The sequence below is a fragment of the Halopenitus sp. H-Gu1 genome (assembly GCF_041821145.1).
Taxonomy (GTDB): domain Archaea; phylum Halobacteriota; class Halobacteria; order Halobacteriales; family Haloferacaceae; genus Halopenitus.
The window spans coordinates 1-21108 of the sequence record NZ_JBGUBC010000031.1 but is presented as its reverse complement, the minus strand read 5'-3'; the positions used below and the strand labels follow the sequence as shown (position 1 = coordinate 21108).

Annotated in this window: 26 protein-coding genes; 14 read left to right on the top strand and 12 right to left on the bottom strand. The window is 64.8% G+C overall.

Translation table 11 applies throughout. The features are described from left to right. Nucleotides 1-50 precede the first annotated feature (50 nt). The 3 genes from ACERIT_RS15025 (at nucleotide 51) to ACERIT_RS15015 (ending at nucleotide 3268) form a co-directional block, all read left to right on the top strand. Nucleotides 51-179 (top strand): hypothetical protein, encoded by a 129-nt coding sequence (locus ACERIT_RS15025; protein WP_373675677.1) that lies wholly within the window; start codon nucleotides 51-53, stop codon nucleotides 177-179. Nucleotides 180-251: 72 nt separating this feature from the next. Continuing rightward, complete coding sequence (locus ACERIT_RS15020) at nucleotides 252-2852, top strand: DEAD/DEAH box helicase (RefSeq protein ID WP_373675676.1); 2601 nt, start codon at nucleotides 252-254, stop codon at nucleotides 2850-2852. Between the two features lie 122 nt (nucleotides 2853-2974). Further along, the gene (locus ACERIT_RS15015) at nucleotides 2975-3268 is read left to right on the top strand and encodes a ubiquitin-like small modifier protein 1 (protein ID WP_373675675.1); all 294 of its coding nucleotides are present in this window, start codon (nucleotides 2975-2977) and stop codon (nucleotides 3266-3268) included. Here ACERIT_RS15015 and ACERIT_RS15010 read toward each other — a convergent pair. Next, complete coding sequence (locus tag ACERIT_RS15010; protein ID WP_373675674.1) at nucleotides 3254-3910, bottom strand: glycosyltransferase family 2 protein; 657 nt, start codon at nucleotides 3908-3910, stop codon at nucleotides 3254-3256. The genes ACERIT_RS15015 and ACERIT_RS15010 overlap by 15 nt on opposite strands. 150 nt (nucleotides 3911-4060) lie before the next feature. Between ACERIT_RS15010 and ACERIT_RS15005 the strand changes: the two genes are divergently transcribed. The 5 genes from ACERIT_RS15005 (at nucleotide 4061) to ACERIT_RS14985 (ending at nucleotide 6798) form a co-directional block, all read left to right on the top strand. Continuing rightward, entirely contained in the window at nucleotides 4061-4399 is a 339-nt protein-coding gene (locus tag ACERIT_RS15005) for a hypothetical protein (RefSeq protein WP_373675673.1), read from the top strand. Nucleotides 4400-4507: 108 nt separating this feature from the next. Beyond that, nucleotides 4508-4708, top strand: coding sequence for a dodecin (locus tag ACERIT_RS15000; protein WP_373675672.1), 201 nt, complete (start codon nucleotides 4508-4510; stop codon nucleotides 4706-4708). A gap of 83 nt (nucleotides 4709-4791) precedes the next feature. After that, complete coding sequence (locus ACERIT_RS14995) at nucleotides 4792-5796, top strand: AIR synthase family protein (protein ID WP_373675671.1); 1005 nt, start codon at nucleotides 4792-4794, stop codon at nucleotides 5794-5796. Between the two features lie 197 nt (nucleotides 5797-5993). Next, nucleotides 5994-6134 carry a hypothetical protein gene (locus tag ACERIT_RS14990; RefSeq protein ID WP_373675670.1) on the top strand — a complete coding sequence of 47 codons (141 nt, stop codon included), beginning with the start codon at nucleotides 5994-5996 and terminating at the stop codon, nucleotides 6132-6134. A 37-nt stretch (nucleotides 6135-6171) separates the two neighbouring features. Then, on the top strand, nucleotides 6172-6798 hold the full coding sequence (locus tag ACERIT_RS14985; RefSeq protein WP_373675669.1) for an HAD family hydrolase: 627 nt from the start codon (nucleotides 6172-6174) through the stop codon (nucleotides 6796-6798). A gap of 38 nt (nucleotides 6799-6836) precedes the next feature. Here ACERIT_RS14985 and ACERIT_RS14980 read toward each other — a convergent pair whose 3' ends face one another. From ACERIT_RS14980 to rpl7ae, 6 genes are all read right to left on the bottom strand, one after another. After that, nucleotides 6837-7196 (bottom strand): hypothetical protein, encoded by a 360-nt coding sequence (locus tag ACERIT_RS14980; RefSeq protein WP_373675668.1) that lies wholly within the window; start codon nucleotides 7194-7196, stop codon nucleotides 6837-6839. A gap of 4 nt (nucleotides 7197-7200) precedes the next feature. After that, complete coding sequence (locus ACERIT_RS14975) at nucleotides 7201-8745, bottom strand: acyl-CoA carboxylase subunit beta (RefSeq protein WP_373675678.1); 1545 nt, start codon at nucleotides 8743-8745, stop codon at nucleotides 7201-7203. Nucleotides 8746-8962: 217 nt separating this feature from the next. After that, nucleotides 8963-9445: a nucleoside-diphosphate kinase gene (gene ndk, locus ACERIT_RS14970; RefSeq protein WP_373675667.1), complete on the bottom strand. Its 483-nt coding sequence runs from the start codon at nucleotides 9443-9445 to the stop codon at nucleotides 8963-8965. Further along, nucleotides 9442-9636 (bottom strand): 50S ribosomal protein L24e, encoded by a 195-nt coding sequence (locus tag ACERIT_RS14965; RefSeq protein WP_373675666.1) that lies wholly within the window; start codon nucleotides 9634-9636, stop codon nucleotides 9442-9444. The genes ndk and ACERIT_RS14965 overlap by 4 nt, the downstream gene beginning before the upstream one ends. Before the next feature lie 2 nt (nucleotides 9637-9638). Further along, a complete protein-coding gene (locus ACERIT_RS14960; RefSeq protein ID WP_373675665.1) occupies nucleotides 9639-9863 on the bottom strand; it encodes a 30S ribosomal protein S28e in 225 nt (74 codons plus the stop codon). Between the two features lie 6 nt (nucleotides 9864-9869). Continuing rightward, nucleotides 9870-10232 carry a 50S ribosomal protein L7Ae gene (gene rpl7ae, locus ACERIT_RS14955; protein WP_373675664.1) on the bottom strand — a complete coding sequence of 121 codons (363 nt, stop codon included), beginning with the start codon at nucleotides 10230-10232 and terminating at the stop codon, nucleotides 9870-9872. Nucleotides 10233-10488: 256 nt separating this feature from the next. Between rpl7ae and ACERIT_RS14950 the strand changes: the two genes are divergently transcribed. Both ACERIT_RS14950 and ACERIT_RS14945 read left to right on the top strand, forming a co-directional pair. After that, nucleotides 10489-11919, top strand: coding sequence for a bifunctional UDP-sugar hydrolase/5'-nucleotidase (locus ACERIT_RS14950; RefSeq protein WP_373675663.1), 1431 nt, complete (start codon nucleotides 10489-10491; stop codon nucleotides 11917-11919). A gap of 105 nt (nucleotides 11920-12024) precedes the next feature. Further along, nucleotides 12025-12426, top strand: a complete 402-nt coding sequence (locus tag ACERIT_RS14945) for a universal stress protein (protein ID WP_373675662.1) — start codon at nucleotides 12025-12027, stop codon at nucleotides 12424-12426. A 45-nt stretch (nucleotides 12427-12471) separates the two neighbouring features. Here the strand turns inward: ACERIT_RS14945 and ACERIT_RS14940 are convergent, their stop codons facing one another. Beyond that, nucleotides 12472-13044, bottom strand: coding sequence for a cysteine hydrolase family protein (locus tag ACERIT_RS14940; protein WP_373675661.1), 573 nt, complete (start codon nucleotides 13042-13044; stop codon nucleotides 12472-12474). A gap of 272 nt (nucleotides 13045-13316) precedes the next feature. Here ACERIT_RS14940 and ACERIT_RS14935 point away from each other — a divergent pair, with 272 nt between their 5' ends. Both ACERIT_RS14935 and ACERIT_RS14930 read left to right on the top strand, forming a co-directional pair. After that, on the top strand, nucleotides 13317-15128 hold the full coding sequence (locus tag ACERIT_RS14935; RefSeq protein WP_373675660.1) for an Hvo_1808 family surface protein: 1812 nt from the start codon (nucleotides 13317-13319) through the stop codon (nucleotides 15126-15128). A gap of 131 nt (nucleotides 15129-15259) precedes the next feature. After that, complete coding sequence (locus ACERIT_RS14930; protein ID WP_373675659.1) at nucleotides 15260-16426, top strand: nicotinate phosphoribosyltransferase; 1167 nt, start codon at nucleotides 15260-15262, stop codon at nucleotides 16424-16426. Nucleotides 16427-16457: 31 nt separating this feature from the next. Here ACERIT_RS14930 and ACERIT_RS14925 read toward each other — a convergent pair whose 3' ends face one another. The 4 genes from ACERIT_RS14925 to ACERIT_RS14910 all read right to left on the bottom strand — a co-directional run bounded on the left by ACERIT_RS14925 (nucleotide 16458) and on the right by ACERIT_RS14910 (nucleotide 19473). Then, nucleotides 16458-17075: a TIGR00296 family protein gene (locus tag ACERIT_RS14925; protein WP_373675658.1), complete on the bottom strand. Its 618-nt coding sequence runs from the start codon at nucleotides 17073-17075 to the stop codon at nucleotides 16458-16460. An 89-nt stretch (nucleotides 17076-17164) separates the two neighbouring features. After that, entirely contained in the window at nucleotides 17165-17683 is a 519-nt protein-coding gene (locus ACERIT_RS14920) for a DUF5812 family protein (protein ID WP_373675657.1), read from the bottom strand. Nucleotides 17684-17766: 83 nt separating this feature from the next. Beyond that, nucleotides 17767-18270 (bottom strand): hypothetical protein, encoded by a 504-nt coding sequence (locus tag ACERIT_RS14915; RefSeq protein WP_373675656.1) that lies wholly within the window; start codon nucleotides 18268-18270, stop codon nucleotides 17767-17769. Nucleotides 18271-18393: 123 nt separating this feature from the next. Continuing rightward, nucleotides 18394-19473: an anthranilate phosphoribosyltransferase gene (locus ACERIT_RS14910; RefSeq protein ID WP_373675655.1), complete on the bottom strand. Its 1080-nt coding sequence runs from the start codon at nucleotides 19471-19473 to the stop codon at nucleotides 18394-18396. Nucleotides 19474-19591: 118 nt separating this feature from the next. On the opposite strand from ACERIT_RS14910, the gene ACERIT_RS14905 reads away from it, so the two are divergent. Further along, nucleotides 19592-20644 (top strand): Lrp/AsnC family transcriptional regulator, encoded by a 1053-nt coding sequence (locus ACERIT_RS14905; protein WP_373675654.1) that lies wholly within the window; start codon nucleotides 19592-19594, stop codon nucleotides 20642-20644. A 93-nt stretch (nucleotides 20645-20737) separates the two neighbouring features. Continuing rightward, nucleotides 20738-21108 (top strand): non-canonical purine NTP pyrophosphatase (locus ACERIT_RS14900; RefSeq protein WP_373675653.1); only part of this gene is annotated, 371 nt, incomplete at its 3' end.

The window sequence follows — 21108 nt, the reverse complement described above, 5'->3', positions numbered from 1 at the left end:
CTGGGAACGGGGGTAACGATTAATAGGACGGATTCTCTCACATACGGACGATGACCCCTCACACACCCGACGCAGGACGCGCGGGAGACCGTAGCTCGCGTCTCGATGAGTGGGCCGCGCTCGTCGGCGAACGCGTCCCGGACGAACGCGTCGCGGACGAGGCCGACGGCGATCGGTGACGCCGCGATCGGTCGATCTACTTTCACCCCGCTTCGCGAAGCCTTTTCCGCGATGCCGGCCAAGCCCCGCTGATGGCGACCGAGGCTGACGCAGCGAGCATCGATCACCCGCTCGTAGTCGATGGATTCCTCCAGCGCCGCCGCTATCAGCTCCGGCTTGCGGCGGCCGCACGGGACGCGGACACGCTCGTGTGTTTGCCCACCGGTCTCGGCAAGACGACCGTGAGCCTCCTCGTCACCGCCGAACGGCTACAGGAGGTCGGCGGGAAGGTGCTGTTTCTGGCACCGACGAAACCCCTCGTCCAGCAACACGCGGACTTCTACCGCGAGGCATTGACGCTCCCCGACGACGACATCGTGGTCTTTACCGGCGATGTCCGGCCCGACGAGCGCGCCGACCTGTGGGAGTCGGCCCGTATCGCGATCGCGACGCCGCAGGTCGTCGAGAACGATCTCGTGGGCAATCGGATCTCGATCGCCGACGTCACCCACCTCACCTTCGACGAGTGTCATCGCGCGACCGGCGAATACTCGTACGTCTACATCGCAAAGCGATATCACGCCGACGCGACCGATCCGCTCGTCACCGGCATGTCGGCGTCCCCCGGCGGCGACCTCGAGGATATCGAGACCGTCTGTGAGAACCTCGGGATCGGAAACGTCGAAGTGATGACCGAGGAGGATGCCGACGTCGCGGAGTACACTCACGACACCGACGTACGGTGGGAGCGAGTGGAGTTGCCCGAGGAACTCATGGCGATCCGGGACGCGCTCAACGGAGTCATCGAGGACCGGCTCGAACAGTTGCAGTCGATCGGCGTTGCGGATTCGACGAGTCCCGATCTCTCCCAGCGGGACTTAAACGCCATGCGCGGGAAGCTCAAGCGGATGATGGACGCCGGAAAATCGGATGGCTACACCGGGATGTCGACCCATGCGGAGGTGATGAAGCTTCGGCGGGCCGTCGAACTCGTTGAGACCCAGTCGGTCGAGTCCCTCCGCCGCTATTTCGAGCGCCAGCGCAATGCCGCCCGCTCGTCGGGAGCCTCGAAGGCGAGCCAGCGGCTCGTTGCCGACCCGCGGGTCCGCGAGGCCATGCGGCGGGCCGAGGAGTTCGATGATCTACACCCGAAGTTCTCGAAGACCCGGCTCCTCCTCGCGGAGACGCTCGGAGTGAACGGCGGCGAACGGGCGATCGTCTTCACCGAGTCGCGCGACACCGCCGAGGCGCTCGTCGAGTTCCTCTCGGCGAGTTTCGACGTCGAACGGTTCGTCGGACAGGGAGACAAGGAGGGATCCGACGGAATGAGTCAGGCCGACCAACGGGACACCCTCGATGCCTTTCGGGCCGGCGAGTTCGAGGTACTGATCTCGACTTCCGTCGCCGAGGAGGGTCTCGACGTCCCGGAGGTCGATCTGGTGCTGTTTTATGAACCCGTCCCGACCGCGATCCGCTCGATCCAGCGAAAGGGCCGGACCGGCCGGCAGGCCAGCGGGGCAGTCGTGGTGTTACTGGCCGAGGACACGCGCGATGAGGCGTTCTTTTGGATCTCCAGACGCCGCGAAAAGCGGATGCGCGAGGAGCTTCGCGAGCTCAAGGCCGCCACCGGCGAGATCGAATCGGCGATCGGCGGCGGCGAGCAGTCGGGGCTGGCGGCATTCGACGGGGAGGATGGCGAGGACGTTCCACAGGATGACGTCACCGCCGAAACGGAGGGATCGGAGACCGTCGTCGAGGCCGGTGGAACCGAGACGGGGACCGACTCGCCCCCCATGGAGGCGGACGGAGCCGACGGAGACGGTGACGATCAGCAACCGGGGTTGGCCGACTTCGCGGCGGGGGACAATGCGGATGGCGGGGACGGTGAGACGGATGACTCCGCTGCTGATGATTCCGATCCGGACGTTGATTCCGACGTCGATGCTGACGTCGACCCCGATGCCGATGTTGACGTCGATCCGGACGCCGATGCTGACGTCAACGAAGACGGAGTTGTTGCGACCGCGGGCGTCGAGGATGGGGTAGAGATCGTCGTCGATCAGCGCGAACTCGATGCGGGCATCGCCAAGGATCTCTCGACGCGCACGGAGCTGGTGACGCGCCTCGAGACGCTCGCCGTCGGCGATTACGTCCTCTCCGATCGCGTCGCGATCGAGCGCAAATCGGCGGCGGACTTCGTGGATTCCCTCCTTGATTCGGACCGGTCGATGTTCGAGCAGGTCGGCGAGTTGACGCGGGCGTACTCCCGTCCGGTGCTCGTGGTCGAGGGCGGTGATCTCTACACCCAGCGGAACGTGAACCCCAACGCGATACGGGGCGCGCTCGCTTCGCTCGCGGTCGATTTCGGGATCAGTGTGATGCGGACCGACGATCAAAACGAGACCGCGGAACTCGTCGAGACGATCGCCCGCCGCGAACAGGAGACGCGTGACCGGGAGATAAGCGTTCACGGGGAGAAGACGACGAAGACGCTCGCCGAACAGCAGGAGTACGTCATCTCGTCGATCGCCGACATTGGCCCGGTCACCGCCCGCTCGCTACTCGACCACTTCGGCACCGTCGAGGCCGTCATGACCGCCGATCGGGAGGACTTGCTCGCCGTCGAGGGCGTCGGCGAGGTCACGACGGATCGGATCCGCGAAATCGTCGCGAGCGAGTATACCGGCGGGTGAGTCGCCCCGAACGTCCGTCCGTTTCTTGACCGTCCGTTCGAGGATCCGTCGCGAGAAGGTTCTTCGGTAAGGGGTTATCGACGGGACGTAATCCTCATACGCTCGGCAGTCGGTGTATCGATATGGAGTGGAAACTGTTCGCCGACCTCGCGGAGGTTGCCGGCGGACGAACGGTACGCGTTTCGGCCGGCCCCGGCGACACCGTCGGCGACGCATTGGATGACCTCCTCGAGGCGCGCCCGGCCCTTCGCGATCGCGTCCTGGAGGACGGAGAGCTTGCGGACCATATTAACCTGCTTCGAAACGGGACCAACGTCCTCCATCAGGACGGGCTCGAGACCGAACTCGAGTCGGGCGACGAGCTTGCGCTGTTCCCGCCGGTCAGCGGCGGATCCGAGGGCTCACGACGATCGTAGGCGTCGCCAGTCGAGCGTCAGGTAATGGATGGCGGTTCCGGTCAGTCCCTGACGCTCGATCCGGCGAGGGGACGTCTCGACGAGCACCTCCGGCTGGTATCCGGTTCGGTGGCTTCGGGCGAGTCGCCTGCTGTAGGCGGTGTCCTCGTTGGGAATTGTCGGGAACCCCCCGGTCGCCTCGAAAGTCTCGCGTCGGATGAGGAAGTTGAACCCCGGAAGGATCGGCCGCGGAAGTCGTGGGAACACGTGGTTGATCACGATCTCCATACACGTCGCACGCATCCCGGGAATGCGACACCGCGAACTCGCCGCATCGAGGTCACGTTCGCGGGCGTACGCGAGCAGACGGTCGCAGTGGGTGGGGAGGACGACCGTGTCCGCGTCGACGAACGCGATCCACTCGCCGCTGGCGGCAGCAGCCCCCCGATTTCTGCCTTCCCAGATGCCGCCATCGGCATCCGTGACCACGGTGACACCGTGATCCCGAGCGATCGATCGGGTCCCGTCATCGCTGCCGCCGTCCGCGACGATTACCTCGGTGGACTCGTCCGTCGATTGGTTTCGGATGGCCGCCAGCGTCGCATCGATGTAGTCCGCCTCGTTGCGCGCCGGGACCACGTAGCTCACCGTCGGTTCCACCATCGTCTCTCCACCATGCGATCGAACCATCATGGTCTTTTCGCCCGGAAACGACGATCGCCTCACGAAGCGATCCACGGTGTGGTTGACGATCGACCGGCGGCTCACAATCGTGAGAAAGTTTATCACACTCGGGGGCGAACTCTACCATAGATGGCCCCTGTTAGCATGCCACCGACGACGGAGGCCAGAGACGTCTTTCGTGAACTGGGATACTCGGTTCGCGAGGAAGGAACCGAGTTCGTCGCCGAACGGAAGTGGCGACGGGTGCTCGTCACGCCGATCCGTGCCGAGGACGCCACCGATCCGGAACCGTATCTGACGGACGGCGGAGAGACGCCGCGACTCCGGTGTTTCGTGACCTGGAAGCGCTCGGCGAACGACCTTCGCGAGCATCTCCTCGGGTTGAAACCGCCGTTCGACTGGGCCGTGATCGGCGTCAGCGACGACGGCGACTTCGACGTGATGCAGGGTCGTCCCGGAAGTCCCTAACCGAGGGTCGATCCGGGCGGCCGTCCGACCGCTCGACGCCGATGAACATCCGCCCGGATCGACGAGCCGGCGGGTACATTTATACCGGTGGGCGAATCAATTACACCCATGGTTTTCAAGAAGATAACCCTGATCGGAACGAGCACTGAGAGCTTCGACGACGCGACTAACGACGCGGTCGATCGGGCCGAGGCGACGCTCGATAACGTCTATTGGGCGGAGGTTCAGGAGCTCGGCATGGAGATAAAAAACACACCCGAACGGGAGTATCAGGCGGAAGTCGAGATCGCCTTCGAGCTGGCGGACTGATCGCGGCGGCGCTGATGGAGTGATCGCGGCGGTACTGTCGGCGGCGCGTACCCTTTTTCATCCGGCAGGATCGACCGATCGGTATGACGGGCAAACTCGATCCGGAAGGACTCGCCGACTTTCTCGCGGCGGTCGGCGTCGAGGATCCGGCCGTCGTCCAGGGTGCTGCCTACGGGGAGGACGCGGCGGCCATCGACCTCGGCGACCGGACGCTCGTAGTGAGCGCCGACCCGATCTCGTTGGCGGCCGACCGCGCGGGTCACCTCGGGATCCACGTCGTCTGCAACGACGTGGCTGCAAGCGGTGCCGATCCGCGATGGCTCACGAGCACGGTCTTTCTCCCGGATCGGGATCCCGAGGCGCGCCGGACGCTCGCCTCCCAACTCGATGCGACGGCCCGCGATCTCGGCGTCTCGATCGTCGGCGGCCATACCGAGTACCTTCCCGCACTCGATCGGCCGCTTTTGTCCCTGACCGCGATGGGGACGACGGACCGATTTCTCCGGTCGGGCGGAGCGTCCCCCGGGGATCGGCTCGTGTTGACGAAAGGTGCCGGGATCGAGGCGACGGCGATCCTCGCGAGCGACTTCGCCGAGGAGTGTCGAGCCGCCGGCGTCGACGAATCCACGCTTGAGACCGCACTCGGATACTTCGATGACGTGAGCGTTCTTCCGGAGGCGACCGTCCTTCGGGAGTTTGCGACGGCGATGCACGATCCGACCGAAGGGGGACTGCTCACTGCCCTCCTCGAGATGGGGAACGCGGCCGACGTTCGCGTTGCGATCGATCGCGAGGCGGTGCCGATTCGTCCGGCGACCCGTGCGTGCTGTGATGCGATGGACGTCGATCCGCTTCGAACGTTCGGATCGGGCGCGCTGTTAGCTGCGGTGCCGACCGATCGACTTGATGAGGCCATGACGGCCGTGACCGACGCGGGCGTCGAAGCGGCCGTGATCGGTGAGGTTCTCCCGGTCGACGAATCCGCGGACGAGGCGAAACCGGATCGGCTCTTCCTCGATGGAACGTCGTTCGCTGACCCGCCTCGCGACGATCTGTACGCCCTTTGGGAGGTAACCGACGCATATTGAGAGGCAGCCGACGCATAGCCAGTCCGCGTTTGAGAGGCGGCCGACGCATAGCCGGTCCACGATATCGGTCCCCACCGTGGGCACCTTTTTGCGGGTTCGAGTCGAATTCGCCCGCATGCCCGACCCGTCGAGCGATCCGAGCTTGACCCCCGAACAACGGGCGATCGCGGATAGGCCGCCTGGGACGGCCGGCCGGTATGTTCTGTACGAACGACGTTCCGGTCGAACGGCTCTACCGTGACGCAACGGTCACGGCGATCTACGACGAAACGACGCAGACCCAGAAGGCGATCATCGCTTGCGGGCTCCTGTCGGAGGTGGAGACTGGATCGAGATGACCGAAACGTACAGTGGCTCGGAGGGCCTAGTCCGCATATGACTTCCCGAGACGCCAGCGAACGGACGGACGACTCACGCGAGCGACGACGGAACGCGTCCTCGAAGGAAGCGACCCTCGATCTCGAGTTCGATCCGGACGCCTACGACGCCGTCGTCTACGACCTCGACGGGACAGTCGTCCGTCTCGCGGTCGACTGGAACGCGGTCGCCGAGGACGTGATCGGGATCTACGTCGAACACGCGGTAAAGCCCCCCAGCGAGGGGATCTGGGAACTACTCGGAGCGGCGTCCGAGTACGGTCTCGAGTCGGCCGTCGAGGCGACGATCGCCGAACACGAACGGAACGGTGCTCGCGATTCCCGGCGACTTCCGATCGCCGACGTCCTCGGGTCCGAGCGGGCCTCCCGAACCGCCATCTGCTCGCTCAACTCGGAGGATGCCTGCCGGATCGCGCTTCAGCAACACGGCCTTTCGGACCACGTAAGCGCCGTCGTGGGTCGGGATACGGTTGGGTCGCACAAACCCGATCCCGAGCCGCTTTTGGCAGCGTTGGACGCGATCTCGGCCGAGCCCGATCGGTCGCTGTTCGTCGGCGACTCCAAGCGCGACGCTCGCACCGCCGACCGCGCGGGCGTCGAGTTCGTTCACGCGGCATCCGAGTGATCCGTCGCGTCCGTCTTGCCGGATCGGCGGCTCCTCGATCAAAATCTGTCGGTTCGCCCAGCAGCCGTCCAGGCGTCCCGTGGGGTATCGATCGGGACCCGGGACGCGCGTCCCTGGAGCGCGTCCATTCGCCCCGCGAACGTCCAGCGATCGCCCTCCCAGCCAGCCTCCGAACTCGCGGCTGCGGCGGCTGCCGCCGCGGCGGCCTCTCTATCGCGAACGTGGGCCGCGATCGCGGCGACGATCGCGGCGGCCTCCTCGGCATCGGCGTCCCCGGGGATGGTGAGCCCGTTCACGAGACGGTCACTGCCCGGCTCCCCGTTTCCTCGAGGGTCGGAGTGATCAGTTTCACCGGTTTCGCTCTCCTCCGATTCCGGAGTGGTCGTCTTGGGGGGCATTGGCTTAGATCGGGATGTTCCCGTGTTTCTTTTCAGGTAGGTCCGTGCGCTTGCTTCGGAGCATCTCCAGGTCGTCGACGAGTCGCATTCTCGTCTCGGTCGGTTCGATCACGTCGTCGATGAATCCTCGGTCGGCAGCGGTGTAGGGATTCGCGAACTCCTCTCTGTACTCGTCGATCAACTCCTGACGGCGCGCGTCCGGGTCGTCGGCGTCGGCCAGTTCCTCTCGATAGAGCACATTGACCGCGCCCTTCGGGCCCATGACTGCGATCTCCGCGGTCGGCCAGGCATAATTGACGTCGCCGCCGATATGCTTTGAGGACATCACACAGTAGGCCCCGCCGTAGGCCTTTCGAGTGATGACGGTGAGAAGCGGGACCGTCGCCTCCGAGTAGGCGTAAAGCAACTTTGCGCCGTGGCGGATGATCCCTCCGTGTTCCTGATCGGTCCCGGGCATGAACCCCGGTACGTCCTCGAAGGTGAGGATCGGCACGTTGAACGCGTCACAAAACCGGACGAACCGCGCGCCCTTCTCGCTGGCCTCGATATCAAGCGTGCCCGCGTTGACCCGCGGGTTGTTCGCCACGATCCCGATCGAGTGGCCGTCCAGCCTCCCGAAGCCGACCACGAGGTTCTTCGCGAAGTTCTCGTGGACCTCGAGGAACGATCCCTCATCCACGATATGTTCGATCACCTCCGTCACGTCGTAGGGCTTTCGTGGAGCGTCCGGAACGATCTCCGTGAGTGCCTCGTCGGCTCGTTCGGGATCGTCCCAGGGCTCAACCCGCGGCGGGTCCTCGACGTTGTTCTGGGGGAGATACGACAGCAGCCGGGCGATGCGATCGAGGGCATCCTCTTCGGACTCCTCGGCGAAGTGGGCCACGCCGGAGGTCGACGAGTGGGTGACGGCACCGCCGAGTTCCTCGAAGCTGACCTCCTCGCCGGTGACCGTTTCGACCACATCCGGTCCGGTGATGAACATGTGGGAGGTGTCTTTGACCATGACGGTGAAGTCGGTGATCGCCGGTGAGTAGACCGCGCCGCCGGCACATGGGCCCATGATGCCCGAGATCTGCGGGATCACGCCGGAGGCCTCCGTGTTGCGCCGGAAGATCTCCGCGAAGCCACCCAGCGAGGCGACGCCCTCCTGGATGCGCGCGCCCGCCGAATCGTTGAGACCGACGACGGGCGCCCCGACATCCATCGCCTTGTCCATCACCTTACACACCTTCTCCGCGAATACCTCGCCGAGGGATCCGCCGAAGACGGTAAAATCGTGCGCGAAGACGAACGTCTTGCGACCGTTCACCTCGCCGTAGCCCGTTACGACTCCGTCCCCGGGCAGTTGGTTCTCCTCCATGCCGAAGGTGTGGTTGCGGTGGGTGCGAAACTGGTCGAACTCGTGGAACGTCCCGTCGTCGAGGAAGTAGTCGATCCGCTCGCGAGCGGTCATCTTTCCCTTTTCGTGTTGGGACTCGATCCGGTCCTCGCCGCCGCCCTTGCGTGCGCGTTCGCGGCGCTCGCGGAGGTCGTCGATCCGGTCTTCCATCGTCACCTCGAAACACCTCCAGCCATTGTGTGTCAACTCCGCAAGCGGCGGCAAAAGGGTTCTGTTATCCGACGATCCGTATTTCGACGATCGTCTATGGTCTCCCCGTGGTCGACCCTCCGGATCGTGGCAGTTTGGGGCCTTTCGGATCGTAGCGAGTGGGTGACGTCGACGTACGGACGTATTGAAAAGTGGACGTGAGCGGTCGGTTACCGATTCACTCGTGACCGACGTTCTCGTAGACCCACGTCTCCTCACTCGGGGTCCACTCGATCAGTTCCTCGTCATCGAAGAAGAGGTCGATCTCGCGTACGTTCGCGCCTTCGTCCTCGTGGTCGGAGGCGTGAATGACGTTCTGGCCCAGATCGAGGCCGAAGTCGCCGCGGATCGTGCCGGGCGCGGATTCTGCGGGGTCGGTCTCGCCGACCATCCGTCGAACCTGCCGAGTCGCGTCGGCGCCCTCCCAGACCATCGCGAAGACGGGATCTGCGGTGATGAACTCGACGAGCCCCTCGAAGAACGGCTTGTCGGCGTGTTCTCCGTAATGTTCGTGGGCGAGTTCCTCGTCTATCTGCATGAACTTCGCGCCGACGAGCTTCAGCCCGCGGTCCTCAAAGCGGGAGACGACCTCGCCGATGAGTCCGCGGTTGACGCCGTCGGGCTTGATCATCACGAAGGTCCGCTCGTCGTGGTGGCTCATTCGTCGGTCCCCGATTCGGCCTGGCCGGCCTCGGTCCACTCGAGATCGCGTGCTTCCCGGCCCATGAAGTAGTTCTTCTCCGCCTTCGAGTCGACGAAGTGCAGGATCGTTCCGTTCGTCCGGACGAACATCGTGCCCGTTCCGGGTTCGATCTCCTCGCCAGTGTAATCACAGGTGCGTGTCTCGACCATGCTTATTGCCCTCCGATCGAGTCGGCGTCACGCTGGGTCTCCCGCAGTTGGAGCACGTCGCCCACGCGGGTGGGGCCCAGGACGTTTCGTGTGATGATGCGGCCCTGATTCGAGCCTTCCTGGATGCGGCATTTGACCTGCATGGCCTCGCCGTGCATCCCGGTTTTGCCGACGACTTCGATGACCTCCGCGGCCGTCGAGTCGGCGGTTTCCTCTTCTGTGCTCATGGCCGCTTATCGAAGTTCCTCGACCTTCTCCGTGATGTCCTCAACATCGTCGGACGCCTCTCCGGCGTCGACGACCGCGGCGGCGGCGGAGCCGACCTCGAGGCCGGCCGCCTGCCCGACGTCGTCCTGCGTCTCCACGAAGACGACCGGAATGCCCTTCTCCTCCGCGAGTTCGGGAAGGTGCATCACGATCTCCTCGGGGGAGACGTCCTCGGCGACGAAGACGATGTCGGCGTTGCCACGCTCGACGGATTTGGTCGTCTCGTTCGTACCTTTCTTTACTGTACCGGTGTCTCGGGCGACCTCGAGCGCGTCCAGTGCGCGTTCCGCGAGGTCGACTGGGGTGTCGTAGTCTACGTAAACTGCCATGGTTGTTCACCGTATCCTCCCCGTGGGCTCGCGTGGACGCACCGGCGGTCGGTCCCTATCGGCACGCCACATCATCAACCCCGAAGAGGCTGTGCACCTGAATACTCCGGGATGGCATAAAAGGGCTTTCAAACGACAGCGAGCGTGTGAGTCCGGATCATGTCACGTGGAGACGGTGATCGACCGACATCGAGGCCTCGTCTCGTTTATCACTCCGAGGCCTTTTATCGTGTGGCGACCCCAGGTTCCCACGGAGATGCCCCGTCTCGTTCATCACTCCGACGTCGAGAACGTGTTCGACACGCCCGAGCGGGCCTCGGTGCTCGCCGGGCGGATCCGCGATCTCGACGGCCCCGACGCGCTCGTCGTTGGATCGGGCGACACGACGGCGCCGGGGGTCCTCTCGCTCGTCGCGTCCGGTCGGCAGGCAGTCGACTTTCACGTCGCGACCGACACGGCCCTTGAGACGTTCGGCAACCACGAGTTCGACCACGGCCTGGACGCGCTCAGGGAGGTTCTGGAACGTTCCCCCACGACGTACGTCTCGGCGAACGTCCGCGACGAGAACGGCGATCGATTCGGCGCGGAGGCAGGGGTCGTCCCGCACGTGATCAGGGAGATCGACGGAGCGCGGGTCGGATTCGTCGGCGTCACCGACCCGGCGACCGACTCGCTAAACCCGAGGGCGACTTCGTTATCGTTTTCGGATCCGATCGCCGCCGTCGAATCGGCGATCGAGGCAATGCGTTCGACGCCGGATCCTCCCGACCATCTCATCGTGTTGTCCCACCTCGGCGACGGCGACGACACGCTGGCTCGGTCGGTCGACGTCGATGCGATCCTCGGCGGACACGTTCATAGCCGGCGAAACGAGTACGTCGACGGGACGCTTCTCGTTCGCCCCGGCGTCAACGGAACCGCGGTCGCAGAGGTCGAACTATTCGCGGATCGTCGACCGACTGCGACCGTTCACGAGCGAGCGGGTGCCGATCCGCACCCGGATCTCCGGGACGCGCTCGAACGCCGGTTAGCTCGGACCGGCCTTGACGACCCCGTTGCACGCGTCGACGTTCCAATGGCTCGAACTGATGAGGTGGTCCACGGCGGCGAGTGCCGGGTTGGAAACTTCGTGGCGGACGCATTCCGGTGGGCACTTTCGACGGACGTCGGCCTCACGAACGCCGGCGGGCTCCGGTCGGGAGACCCGATCTCGGGACGGGTCACGCGGGCCGATTTAGTCAGTCTCATTCCGTTTGAGGAGCCGGTCGTCCGCGCCGAACTGACGGGGACGGAACTCCGAGCGGTACTCTCGGAGATGGCGGCGCCGGCCGTCGATTTCGGGGAGGACGACTGGTGGCACGGACACGTCTCGAACGCCCGGATCGTCTGGGACGCAACCACGGAGACGCTTCGGGAAGCGACCGTCGGCGGAGAACCGATCGATCCCGACGCGACCTATACCGTCGCGACCTCCGAGTACCTGCTTCACTCGAAACAGGAGTTCCCGACGCTTCGCGAGCATCACCGTGCCGGGGAGGACGGGATACAGTACGAGGTGCTGTGGCAATACGCCGACGAGTGCGGAATCGATTCCCCTATCGATGGTCGGATCCGGATCCTGAAGGACGCGGACTCCCGGGAGCCGACCGCTGCGGATTCGGGGACGACTGGCTCGACGGGGTCGTGAGTCGACGATCCGGCGTATTCATCACACCGTTCGCTCGCGGAGCGACCAGCGGTGCCGCATCCGGAAACGGCAGGGTCTTGTAACCAGCCTCCCGAGTGATCGCGCATGCCCCTCGTCGTGGTCCCGGTCCGGTATCCGCTGACGACCGACTCGAAGCGGACGCTTCGGGAGGCGATCCGGATCGCCGACGAGCGCGATGCGTCGTTGACGGTCCTTCATATCGACCTCTATCAGGACAGTCACAACGTCACCCGCGTCGATCTCAAACGGTCGGTCGAGCAGGAGTTCGGTTCGATCGACAACGCACGCTACGTCGTCCGCAAAGGGTTTCTCGTCGAGGAGTCGATCCTCGAGGAGGTCGCAGCGGAGAACGCGGACGTCGTCGTAATCGGGTCGCGACAGGCGGGTCGGTGGCGGCGGACGCTTCGGAAGATCTTTTCGGATCCGGACATCGACTCGTTCCTCCGGGACGCACTCGACTGTACGGTGATTACCGTCGGATCCTGAGATCGCCGTGCTTCACGTCCGCGACCACCTCGTCGTGACGCCCTCTCACTCGAACGCGACGTGCTCCAGTTCGGTCGTCTCGCCGAACAGCCAGTCGGCGTGTTCGACCGCGTACTCGTGGTGGTCCTCCTCGATATAGCCAAGCGCGTCCTCGACGAGGACGGGACGGAAATCCCGAAGTCCGGCGCTTCCGGCCGTATGGAGCACACAAACGTTCGCGAGCGTCCCACAGATCACGAGATCCCGGATCCCTCTCGCCTCCAACCACCCGCCGAGATCCGTCCGATGGAAGGCGTCGTAGGTGTGTTTCTCGACGACGTGATCCTCGGGGCGGACCTCCAGATCCTCGACGATCTCCGCCTCCATCGACCCCTCCAGGACGTGTTCGCCCCACCGATCGAACTCGTCGTAGTAATAGGCGTCCTCGAACTGTTCGGGCGGGTGCACGTCCCGCGTGTAGACGACCTGCACGTCCGCCGAACGAGCCCGATCGATCAGTTCTCCGACGGGACCGATCGCCTCCTCGCTGGCGGGGGCATACAGGCTGCCGTCCGGGTGACAAAACCCGGTTTGCATGTCGATGACGACGACCGCGGTTTCGCTAGCGTCGAATCGCATGTTCGTGGATACGCGGGGATCGAGCAAAAAGCCACGCCCGCGACCCGATCCTGGTTCGTGGTGCCCTCCTCGATCCACTTCCGAGAACGGGCACTCCCCCGGCGTCAATCCGGGATTCGGAATGGACGGTGACTCGGGTGACCACTCTGAAACGGGCTCCCGAGATGGATAGTCGTACTATGGCCACTCTGAAACGGGCTTTCGAGGTGGCTGTCGGTGATTTCGAGGTGGCTGTCGGTAAGGTTCTTACGCGCCTGTTCCTATGTCACTGTATGCGACGGTCGCTTTCCCTGTTCGTCGCCGTCCTGTTGGTCTCCTCGGCGGTCGCTCCGATCGGATCCGCCGTGGCGACTCCGTCGGCAGGCACGATCGGGGACCCCTCGGCACATGTGGCCAGTTCGTCGTCGATCGAGGGGCCGTCGACGAGTACGACCGCCTCCACGATCGAGTCCGCCACGCAAAGGACCGATCGGGGACTCGTAGGTAGCCAGTTCCGGACGGAGTCGGCCGATTCGACGAACGGAACCTGTGAGACGACCTCGAACGATGAGATCGGCTACTGGGAGGGCGTCTGTCACGACGCCGAGTTGGCGATCGACGATTCCGACGGACTTGACGACGAGGAGCTCACGTTGCTCGTTCACCGCGGGATGGCCCGCGTCGAATACCTCCGAAACCGGGCCTTCGAGGAGGAGGTGCCCGTCGAGACGATGACTCGCGAGGAGTACACGGAGACGATGAGCGACTCCAAGTCGGATCCCGAGTTCAACCGGTGGAACGACCAGGTGTGGAAGGCGCTTTTCATCGTCGGCGAGGAGCGCTCCTCCGAGGAGGCGATCCAGGGAACGCTTTCGGGAGCGGTCGCGGGGTTCTACTCGCCGGCCGGAGACCGGATCGTGATCGTCGTCCCGGAGGGAGAGGAGATCCGGATCGACGAAGCGACGCTGGTCCACGAGCTCACCCACGCGATGCAGGACCAGTATCATAATCTCTCCAGTCCGCGATACGCCGGCCGGACGCAGGACGCCGATCTCGCGATCGACGGGATCGTCGAGGGCGAAGCCTCCTACGTGGAAAACCGATACGATGAGCGCTGTGAGGACGGCGACTGGCGGTGTCTCGAGGAGCCGGAGACGACCTCTGGCGGAAGCGGGCCCCCGGAGAACTGGGGCGTCTTCATCACGGTCTTCCAACCGTACTCCGACGGCCCGGCCTACGTCGACGAGATCATTGAAGAGGAGGGCTGGGACGGTGTCTCCCGGCGAATGGAATCCCCGCCGAACGCGACCGCAGAGACGATCCACCGCGAGTCCCACGAGCCTCGATCGGTTCCCGTCGCCGATACCGCTGGGAACGGGTGGGAGACGTACCCGAACCAGAGCGTGAACGGGTCGGATACGGTCGGTGAGGCGTCGATCTTCGCGATGTTCTGGTACCAGAGTCGGGACTACGGTGCCGACACCTTCGACTGGCAGCACGTTCTCACCGATCCCTCCCGGATTCATCCCGAGTCGGTCTACAACTACGCACACGAATCGACGGACGGCTGGGCCGGCGATCGGATCGTTCCCTATCGCAACGACCGGGGCGAAGAGGAGCGGGACGGCTACGTCTGGGTGAGCGAGTGGGAAACGCCCCAGGACGCAACGGAGTTCCACGCGACGTATCTCCGCATGCTCGACGCCCACGCCGCCGCCCGCCGGGATGACGGAACGATCTACGTCGCAACCGGCGGGTTCCAGGGTACCTACGGGATCGAACGGGACGGCACGAGGGTGACGATCGTCCATGCCCCAACCTCATCCGACGTCTTCGATCTCCGTCCGGCGATCGACCTCGAGGAGCCGGAGCCGGAGTCGACCTCCGAGTCCGATCCCGACTCCGACACCGATTCGGACCCGGATCGGAAGACGTTGATGACTCCATCGTTGCCCGATGCCGGTTCGATCGCGGAGACGTCCGAACCGACCGATCCCCCGGGATCGGTTGCAGAGGACATTCCAGGATTCACGGGGATCGTCGCACTCCTCGCGATCGTGCTATCGGGGCTCGCCCTGGCTACGATCGCGCGCCGGCGCCGGTAAGTGACGTTTCGGCGCTTGTGGGTCCATGGGTCGTGGCTCGTTTTAGCCAGGGCCGGCGACGTTGCGCTCCGGCGCCGATCGAGGGCGGGCGAGCCGGATGGCTTTTTCTCCTCGGGAAGAGACGGCCAGCTATGATGGAGTTCGATATCGTCGGTGCCGACGCCATTGAAAGCGGACGGGCGACGGACGCGTACTTCGACCGGACCGAACGAGTGCTTGAGGCGGCTGACCGAAACCCCCGCGTGGTCGCGGAGGTAACCGCGGATCAGTTTCCCGACGGGGACTTCGAGCTCTTTGCCGGCCTGAAAAACGCCGTCGCACTCCTCGAGGGTCGGCCGATCGACGTGGACGCGATCCCGGAGGGAACCCTCTTCGACGGCGGACCGGTGATGCGGATCGAGGGTCCGTATCTCGAGTTTGCCCGCCTTGAGACCTCGCTTTTGGGGTTCCTCTCACACGCCTCCGGGATCGCGACCGCAGCACTCGAGTGTCGAGTCACCGTCCCCGACTCGAGCGTGCTCTCCTTCGGCGCGCGTCACGTCCACCCAGCGATGACCGCGACCGTCGAGCGATCGGCGCTCGTGGCCGGGTTTGACGGGTTTTCACACGTCGCGGCGGGCGACGTGCTCGGCAAGGAGGCGTCCGGAACGATGCCTCATGCGCTGCTGATCTGCTTCGGCCGCGAGAACCAGGCGGCCGCCTGGCGAGCCTTCGACGAGACGGTCGAACCGGACGTTCCTCGGATCGCGTTGTGTGACACCTACACCGACGAAGTCGACGAGGTGCTCCGTGCAGTCGACGCCCTCGGTGAGTCTCTCTCGGGAGTGAGACTCGATACGACCGGTTCCCGTCGGGGCGACTTCCGTCACATCGTTCGAGAGGTCCGCTGGGAACTCGATGCGCGCGGCCACGAGGGTGTGGACGTCTTTGTCTCCGGTGGGCTTAGCCCGACGGATCTCCGCCGGCTCCGCGACGTCGTCGACGGCTTCGGCGTCGGTGGCTACGTCTCGAACGCCGATCCGGTCGATTTCGCGCTCGATATCGTCACGGTGGACGGGGACCCGGCGGCAAAGCGCGGAAAGCTCTCCGGGGCAAAACAGGTCTATCGGACCGCGGACGGCGGCCACCACGTCGGTCTCGCCGGTCGAGACGGTCCGGCGGACGGCGAGCCACTTTTAAAGCCCCTGCTTCGTGACGGCGAACTCGTCGATGGATGGACCTTCGCGATCGACGAGGCGGCGGAGCGAGCGCTCATGGACGCGGAGCGGACCGGCTACGGGACGGCTCCCGAGAACTAGCGCGTGGTGACGGATCGAACCGAACGGTCTCCTACTCGTTTGCGTCCACGATCGCCTCGACGGCGCCCCCGTCCTTCCGCTCGCGGAACACCTGGCCCTCAAAGAGCGTCACCATGGTGTCCTCCTCGCGCCAGGCGTTCGGGGAGAGTTGCGCCTTCCGGCAGGCTCGCGAGAGGAACTCCGCGGCACTCCAGTCGTTTTCGATCGGCAATCGCGGGTACATCCAGCCGTGTCGTCCCTCGCCGTCGACGGCGACGCCGTGGACTCCCAGTTCGAGGTCCTCGACCGGATCGTTCGTGAGTGTCGTCTGCGAGACGATACACACCGATATTTGCAGGCTGTCGAGTTCCTTGGGACCGACCTCGGTGCTGCACGAGTCGTCGGAGGCCGCCGTGATCGCCGCGTCGACGATCGCGTGGCCGAGTTGATCGGACTCGCTGTAGGTCCCCGCACACCCTCGAAGGCGTCCACGCCCTCGCGTCGATTGGAGCCGTACGAACGCGCCCGTTCGATTGTAGAAGGCATCTCGCATACTTCCGGGCTGTTCGCGCTGCCCGTGTCGAACGAACGATTCCACCGACTCGCGCGCGAGTTCGACCGCCCGTGCCCCATCCTCGTAGGACAGTCGAACGGTCTGCGCCTCGGACATACCGATCTACAGGCGTTCCGACGACTTGAACGCTTCCCTTGGAGCGGTCGTTCGGGGGTCGATCGACATCGAACGGCCGCACGTACCCATCACGGGAGGTATCGAACCGAGACGACTCCCGGTTTCGACCGGATCTCGACGCGATCCACCCCGAGCCTCGCCGCACGCGCGATCACCGTTTCACGATCCTCGATCACGTTCGAGACGGCCTCCGACGTGGTCTCCTCCGGAACGGTGAGCACGTGTAACTCTCCGGTCCCGGCTCGCGGCTCTCGTGACACCTCGCCGACGGCCTGGTCGTCCGCGAGGTCACATTCCAACCCCGTCGGCGGTTCCGGACTCTCCTCGATCGGAATCGTCCGCTTCGACTCGATGTCGACCACCCGGTGAGTCACTTCGAGCGGTGGATCCGGAGCGATCGATGCCTCGAGAACGTCGTTGACCTCGAGATCGGGGTTCGAGCTCAAGGTGTGTACCTGTCCGTCGTGGACGTCGGTAAGGACGGCCGACTCCGCTTCGGCGTGGGTGACGAGGAAGGTACTCTCCTTGTGCTCCGTCGCAGCGGTGCTCTCGGGAGCGTCGTCTTCGGGATCGGTCGCGTCGGTCATCTATCCGGAGTAGCCGGTCGAGCCTTTTGCCGGTTTCGTGCCGGGGTGTTCGACGTCGGCCCGCTCGTGTCGCCGTCGGTCCGCTACCCCAACCGCCGGTGGGTCAACGCCATCACGCCGAAAGCGACGATCGGCGGACCGATCCCGGCGACGGGATGGGCCGCATAGAGTGCCCCCAGGATCGGGGAGGTCGTGGGCTCTTGGAACGCCGGCGGCGCCGAGATCAGGAGCGCGAGGTACACGGACCCGAGAAAGAGGTAGCCACAGGCCGCCATGGCCTGATCGTAGAGCCGATGGACCGTCGTCCCTCGACGGTGTCGGCGGGCGACGAGGAGTATCGGCGCGATGAGCGGTCCCGCCGCGGTGAATCCCAGGAACACGAAAAGCGATCGCGAAAACGAGACGAGTCCGCCACGGGTCAACTCGGCGGTTCGGCCAAGCTCGACGACGAGTGCCATCCCGACCACGACGGCAACGATCGTCGCCGCGAGCGTTCCGATCACCCAGTAGACTCGGAAAAACCACGAGTCGCTCGCGGAAAACGCGTAGGGGAACGCGCCGATCGCGCCGCGATACGCCTCCGTCATCACCGATCGTTGATCTCGCCGAGCGATAAACCCCGCGAACCCGTCCCGTTTCGTTTCAGTCGTGGCGTCCGATTCCTTCCTGGCATATGCCGGTCGGACCGTCCAACTGCGTGCTTCTGGCGATTAGAACGTGCGGAGATCCTCGAGTACCGCCGCGGCCGATCCGTCGTCGATCGCTTCGCGAGCCGCCTCGAGTCCGTCCTCGATCGTCTCCGCATCCTCTCGCGCGTAGATACGGAACGCCGCATTGAGCGCGACCGCGTCCGCGAACCGGTCGTCGCGGTCACCCGACACCACTGCTTCGGTGATCGACGCCGAGTCGGTGGCGACGTCGTCGACCTCGAGATCCTCAGCTTGGAAGTCCATTCCGTACTCCGGCGTCTCGATCTCGTAGTCCGTGAACTCCGCGTCCACGCCGTCGTCACCGGAGTTCCACTCGGCGACTTTCGTGTACCCCGGTCGGATATCGTCGTAGCCCTCCATTCCCTGGAACATGATCACCCGATCGAGGTCGTGGAATCGGCTCTCGGCGAAGGTGTCACACACCTTCCGCGCGAACGCGAGGTGATAGAACGACCCGAGGTGGACGTTCGCGCCGGCAGGGTTCGCGAGCGTCTCGATCGTGTTCACGAACGTCCGCACGCCCATCCGGTCGCGCCGCTCGTGGAGGTCGTCGATTTCGGGATTGAACGCTGGCGCGTAGTAGAATCCGAATCCGGTCTCGTCGACCATCGCCGCGGAGTCGCGGGGAACGAGTTCGGTCGCGACGCCCAGTTCGTCGAGGACGTGTTTGTAGGCGTCCTGTTTCTGGGTTGGAACGCGGTCGCCGGAGTGGACGACGACCGGGGTGCCGGCGGCTGCCGCGACGATTCCCGCTCCGACGCCGAGGATCGCCGTCTCGCCTTTCCCGTCGTAGTTCGCTCCACAGTCGACCGGATCGACGTCGGGTTCGGCGTACTCGACGCGCTCACACATCACGTCGACGAACCCCGCGAGTTCCTCAGGAGTGTTTCGCTTCCAGCGGTTTGCAAGCCAGAACGCGCCGAGCGTCGTGTGGTCGGGCTCGTCAGCGAGGATCCGCTCGAACGCTTCGGTTGCCTGTTCGCGTGTCAGGTCCGCCGCGGATTTCGGTCCCGAACCACACACCTCGGTCATCAGCCGCTTGAGGGGCCACTCGCCGAATTCCGGGGTCGTTTTCGCCATGCCGACCGGTACGTCCGCTCCCTGCAAAAGCCTCCCGCTTGCTCCCGTCGTTCAGGAGTCACACTCGACTCTTCTCGACTCCGAAAGTCGTAGATACGCCTGGCTCCTACCGGTGATGATGACCACCGCTTCCGACTGGCGTCGCGGGATCGACGCCGTCGATGCAGCCCTAATCGACGGCTACCAGAGTGGGTTTCCGGTCGTCGAGTCCCCCTTCGAGACCGTGGCTGCGGAGATCGCTGATGAAACCGGTCGGAGGCTCACGGCCGGGGAGATACTCGATCGGGTTCGGCGGCTTCGCTCAGACGGCGTCTTTCGACGGTTCGGTGCGGTCCTGAATCCGCCCGTGATCGGTTCATCGATGCTTGCCGCCGTGCGGGCACCGGAGGATCGGTTTCAGGAGATCGCCGACGTCGTAAATGGGTATCGTCAGGTGAACCACAACTACCGCCGTGACCATGAGTGGAACATGTGGTTCGTCATCACGGCGGGCTCGCAGGCAAAACGCGATGCGATCCGCGACGCCATCGAGCGACGAACCGGGTGTTCGGTCCTCGCACTTCCGATGTTGACCGACTACTACATCGACCTCGAGTTTCCGGTCGTCAACCGCGATCGATTCGCCCGCGAGTCGGTCGCCGGCGAAACGGCGTCGGCGACCCGGATCTCCGAGGAGTCCCGTGGCGATCTCACGCGAACGGAGGCGGACATCCTGTTGGCAATCCAGGACGGACTTCCGCTCTCAGCGACGCCGTATCGCGACGTCGCTGCGGAGATCGACGCCGACCTCGATGCAGTCCTCGGGGCGATCGAGGGACTCCTCGCGAACGGCTGTATCAAACGCATCGGCTGTATCGTCAACCACGTCGTCACCGGCTTTCGAAACAACTGCATGGTCGTCTGGGACGTCCCGGACGGGGAACTCGACGACCGCGGCGAGCGCGTCGGCAGCCTCCCGTACGTGACGCTGTGTTACCACCGTCCCCGACGGCCGGCCCACGACTGGCCGTACAACCTCTTTACAATGATCCACGGCCGCGAGGCTGACGCCGTCGACGAGAAGATCGACGAACTCGCGTCCGAACACCTCCCGGTCGATCACGAACGACTCTACTCTACCGAGACGCTGAAACAGACCGGCGCACACTACGAGGATCTCGTCTCGGAGTAGCGTTCGGACGACGTGGCCCGACGGAGTCCCCGTCTCGATTGATGCCTGTCGCTCGATCGACGCCTATTCGTGACCGACCGTCGAGGTGTGGGTATGCTCACGTACGTCACGACCAACCCCGGGAAGGTCCGCGAGGCCGAATCCTACCTTCGCGACGGATCGATCAAGCGGCTGGAGTACGATTACACGGAGATCCAAAGTCACGAGCTCGCCCCGATCGCGGCCCACGGCGCTCGAGAGGCGTACCGTTACGCCGGTGAGCCCGTCCTGGTCGACGATGCCGGCCTCTTCATCGAGGAGATCGACGGGTTCCCCGGCCCCTATTCCTCCTACGTCGAGGACACGCTCGGCGTCGAGGGCGTTCACCGAGTCGCGACGGGCCTGGAGGACCAACGTGCGTCCTTCCGTTGCGTGTTGGCGTACTGTGATGGGGACGAGTTCGACGCGAGTCCGGATCCGATCGA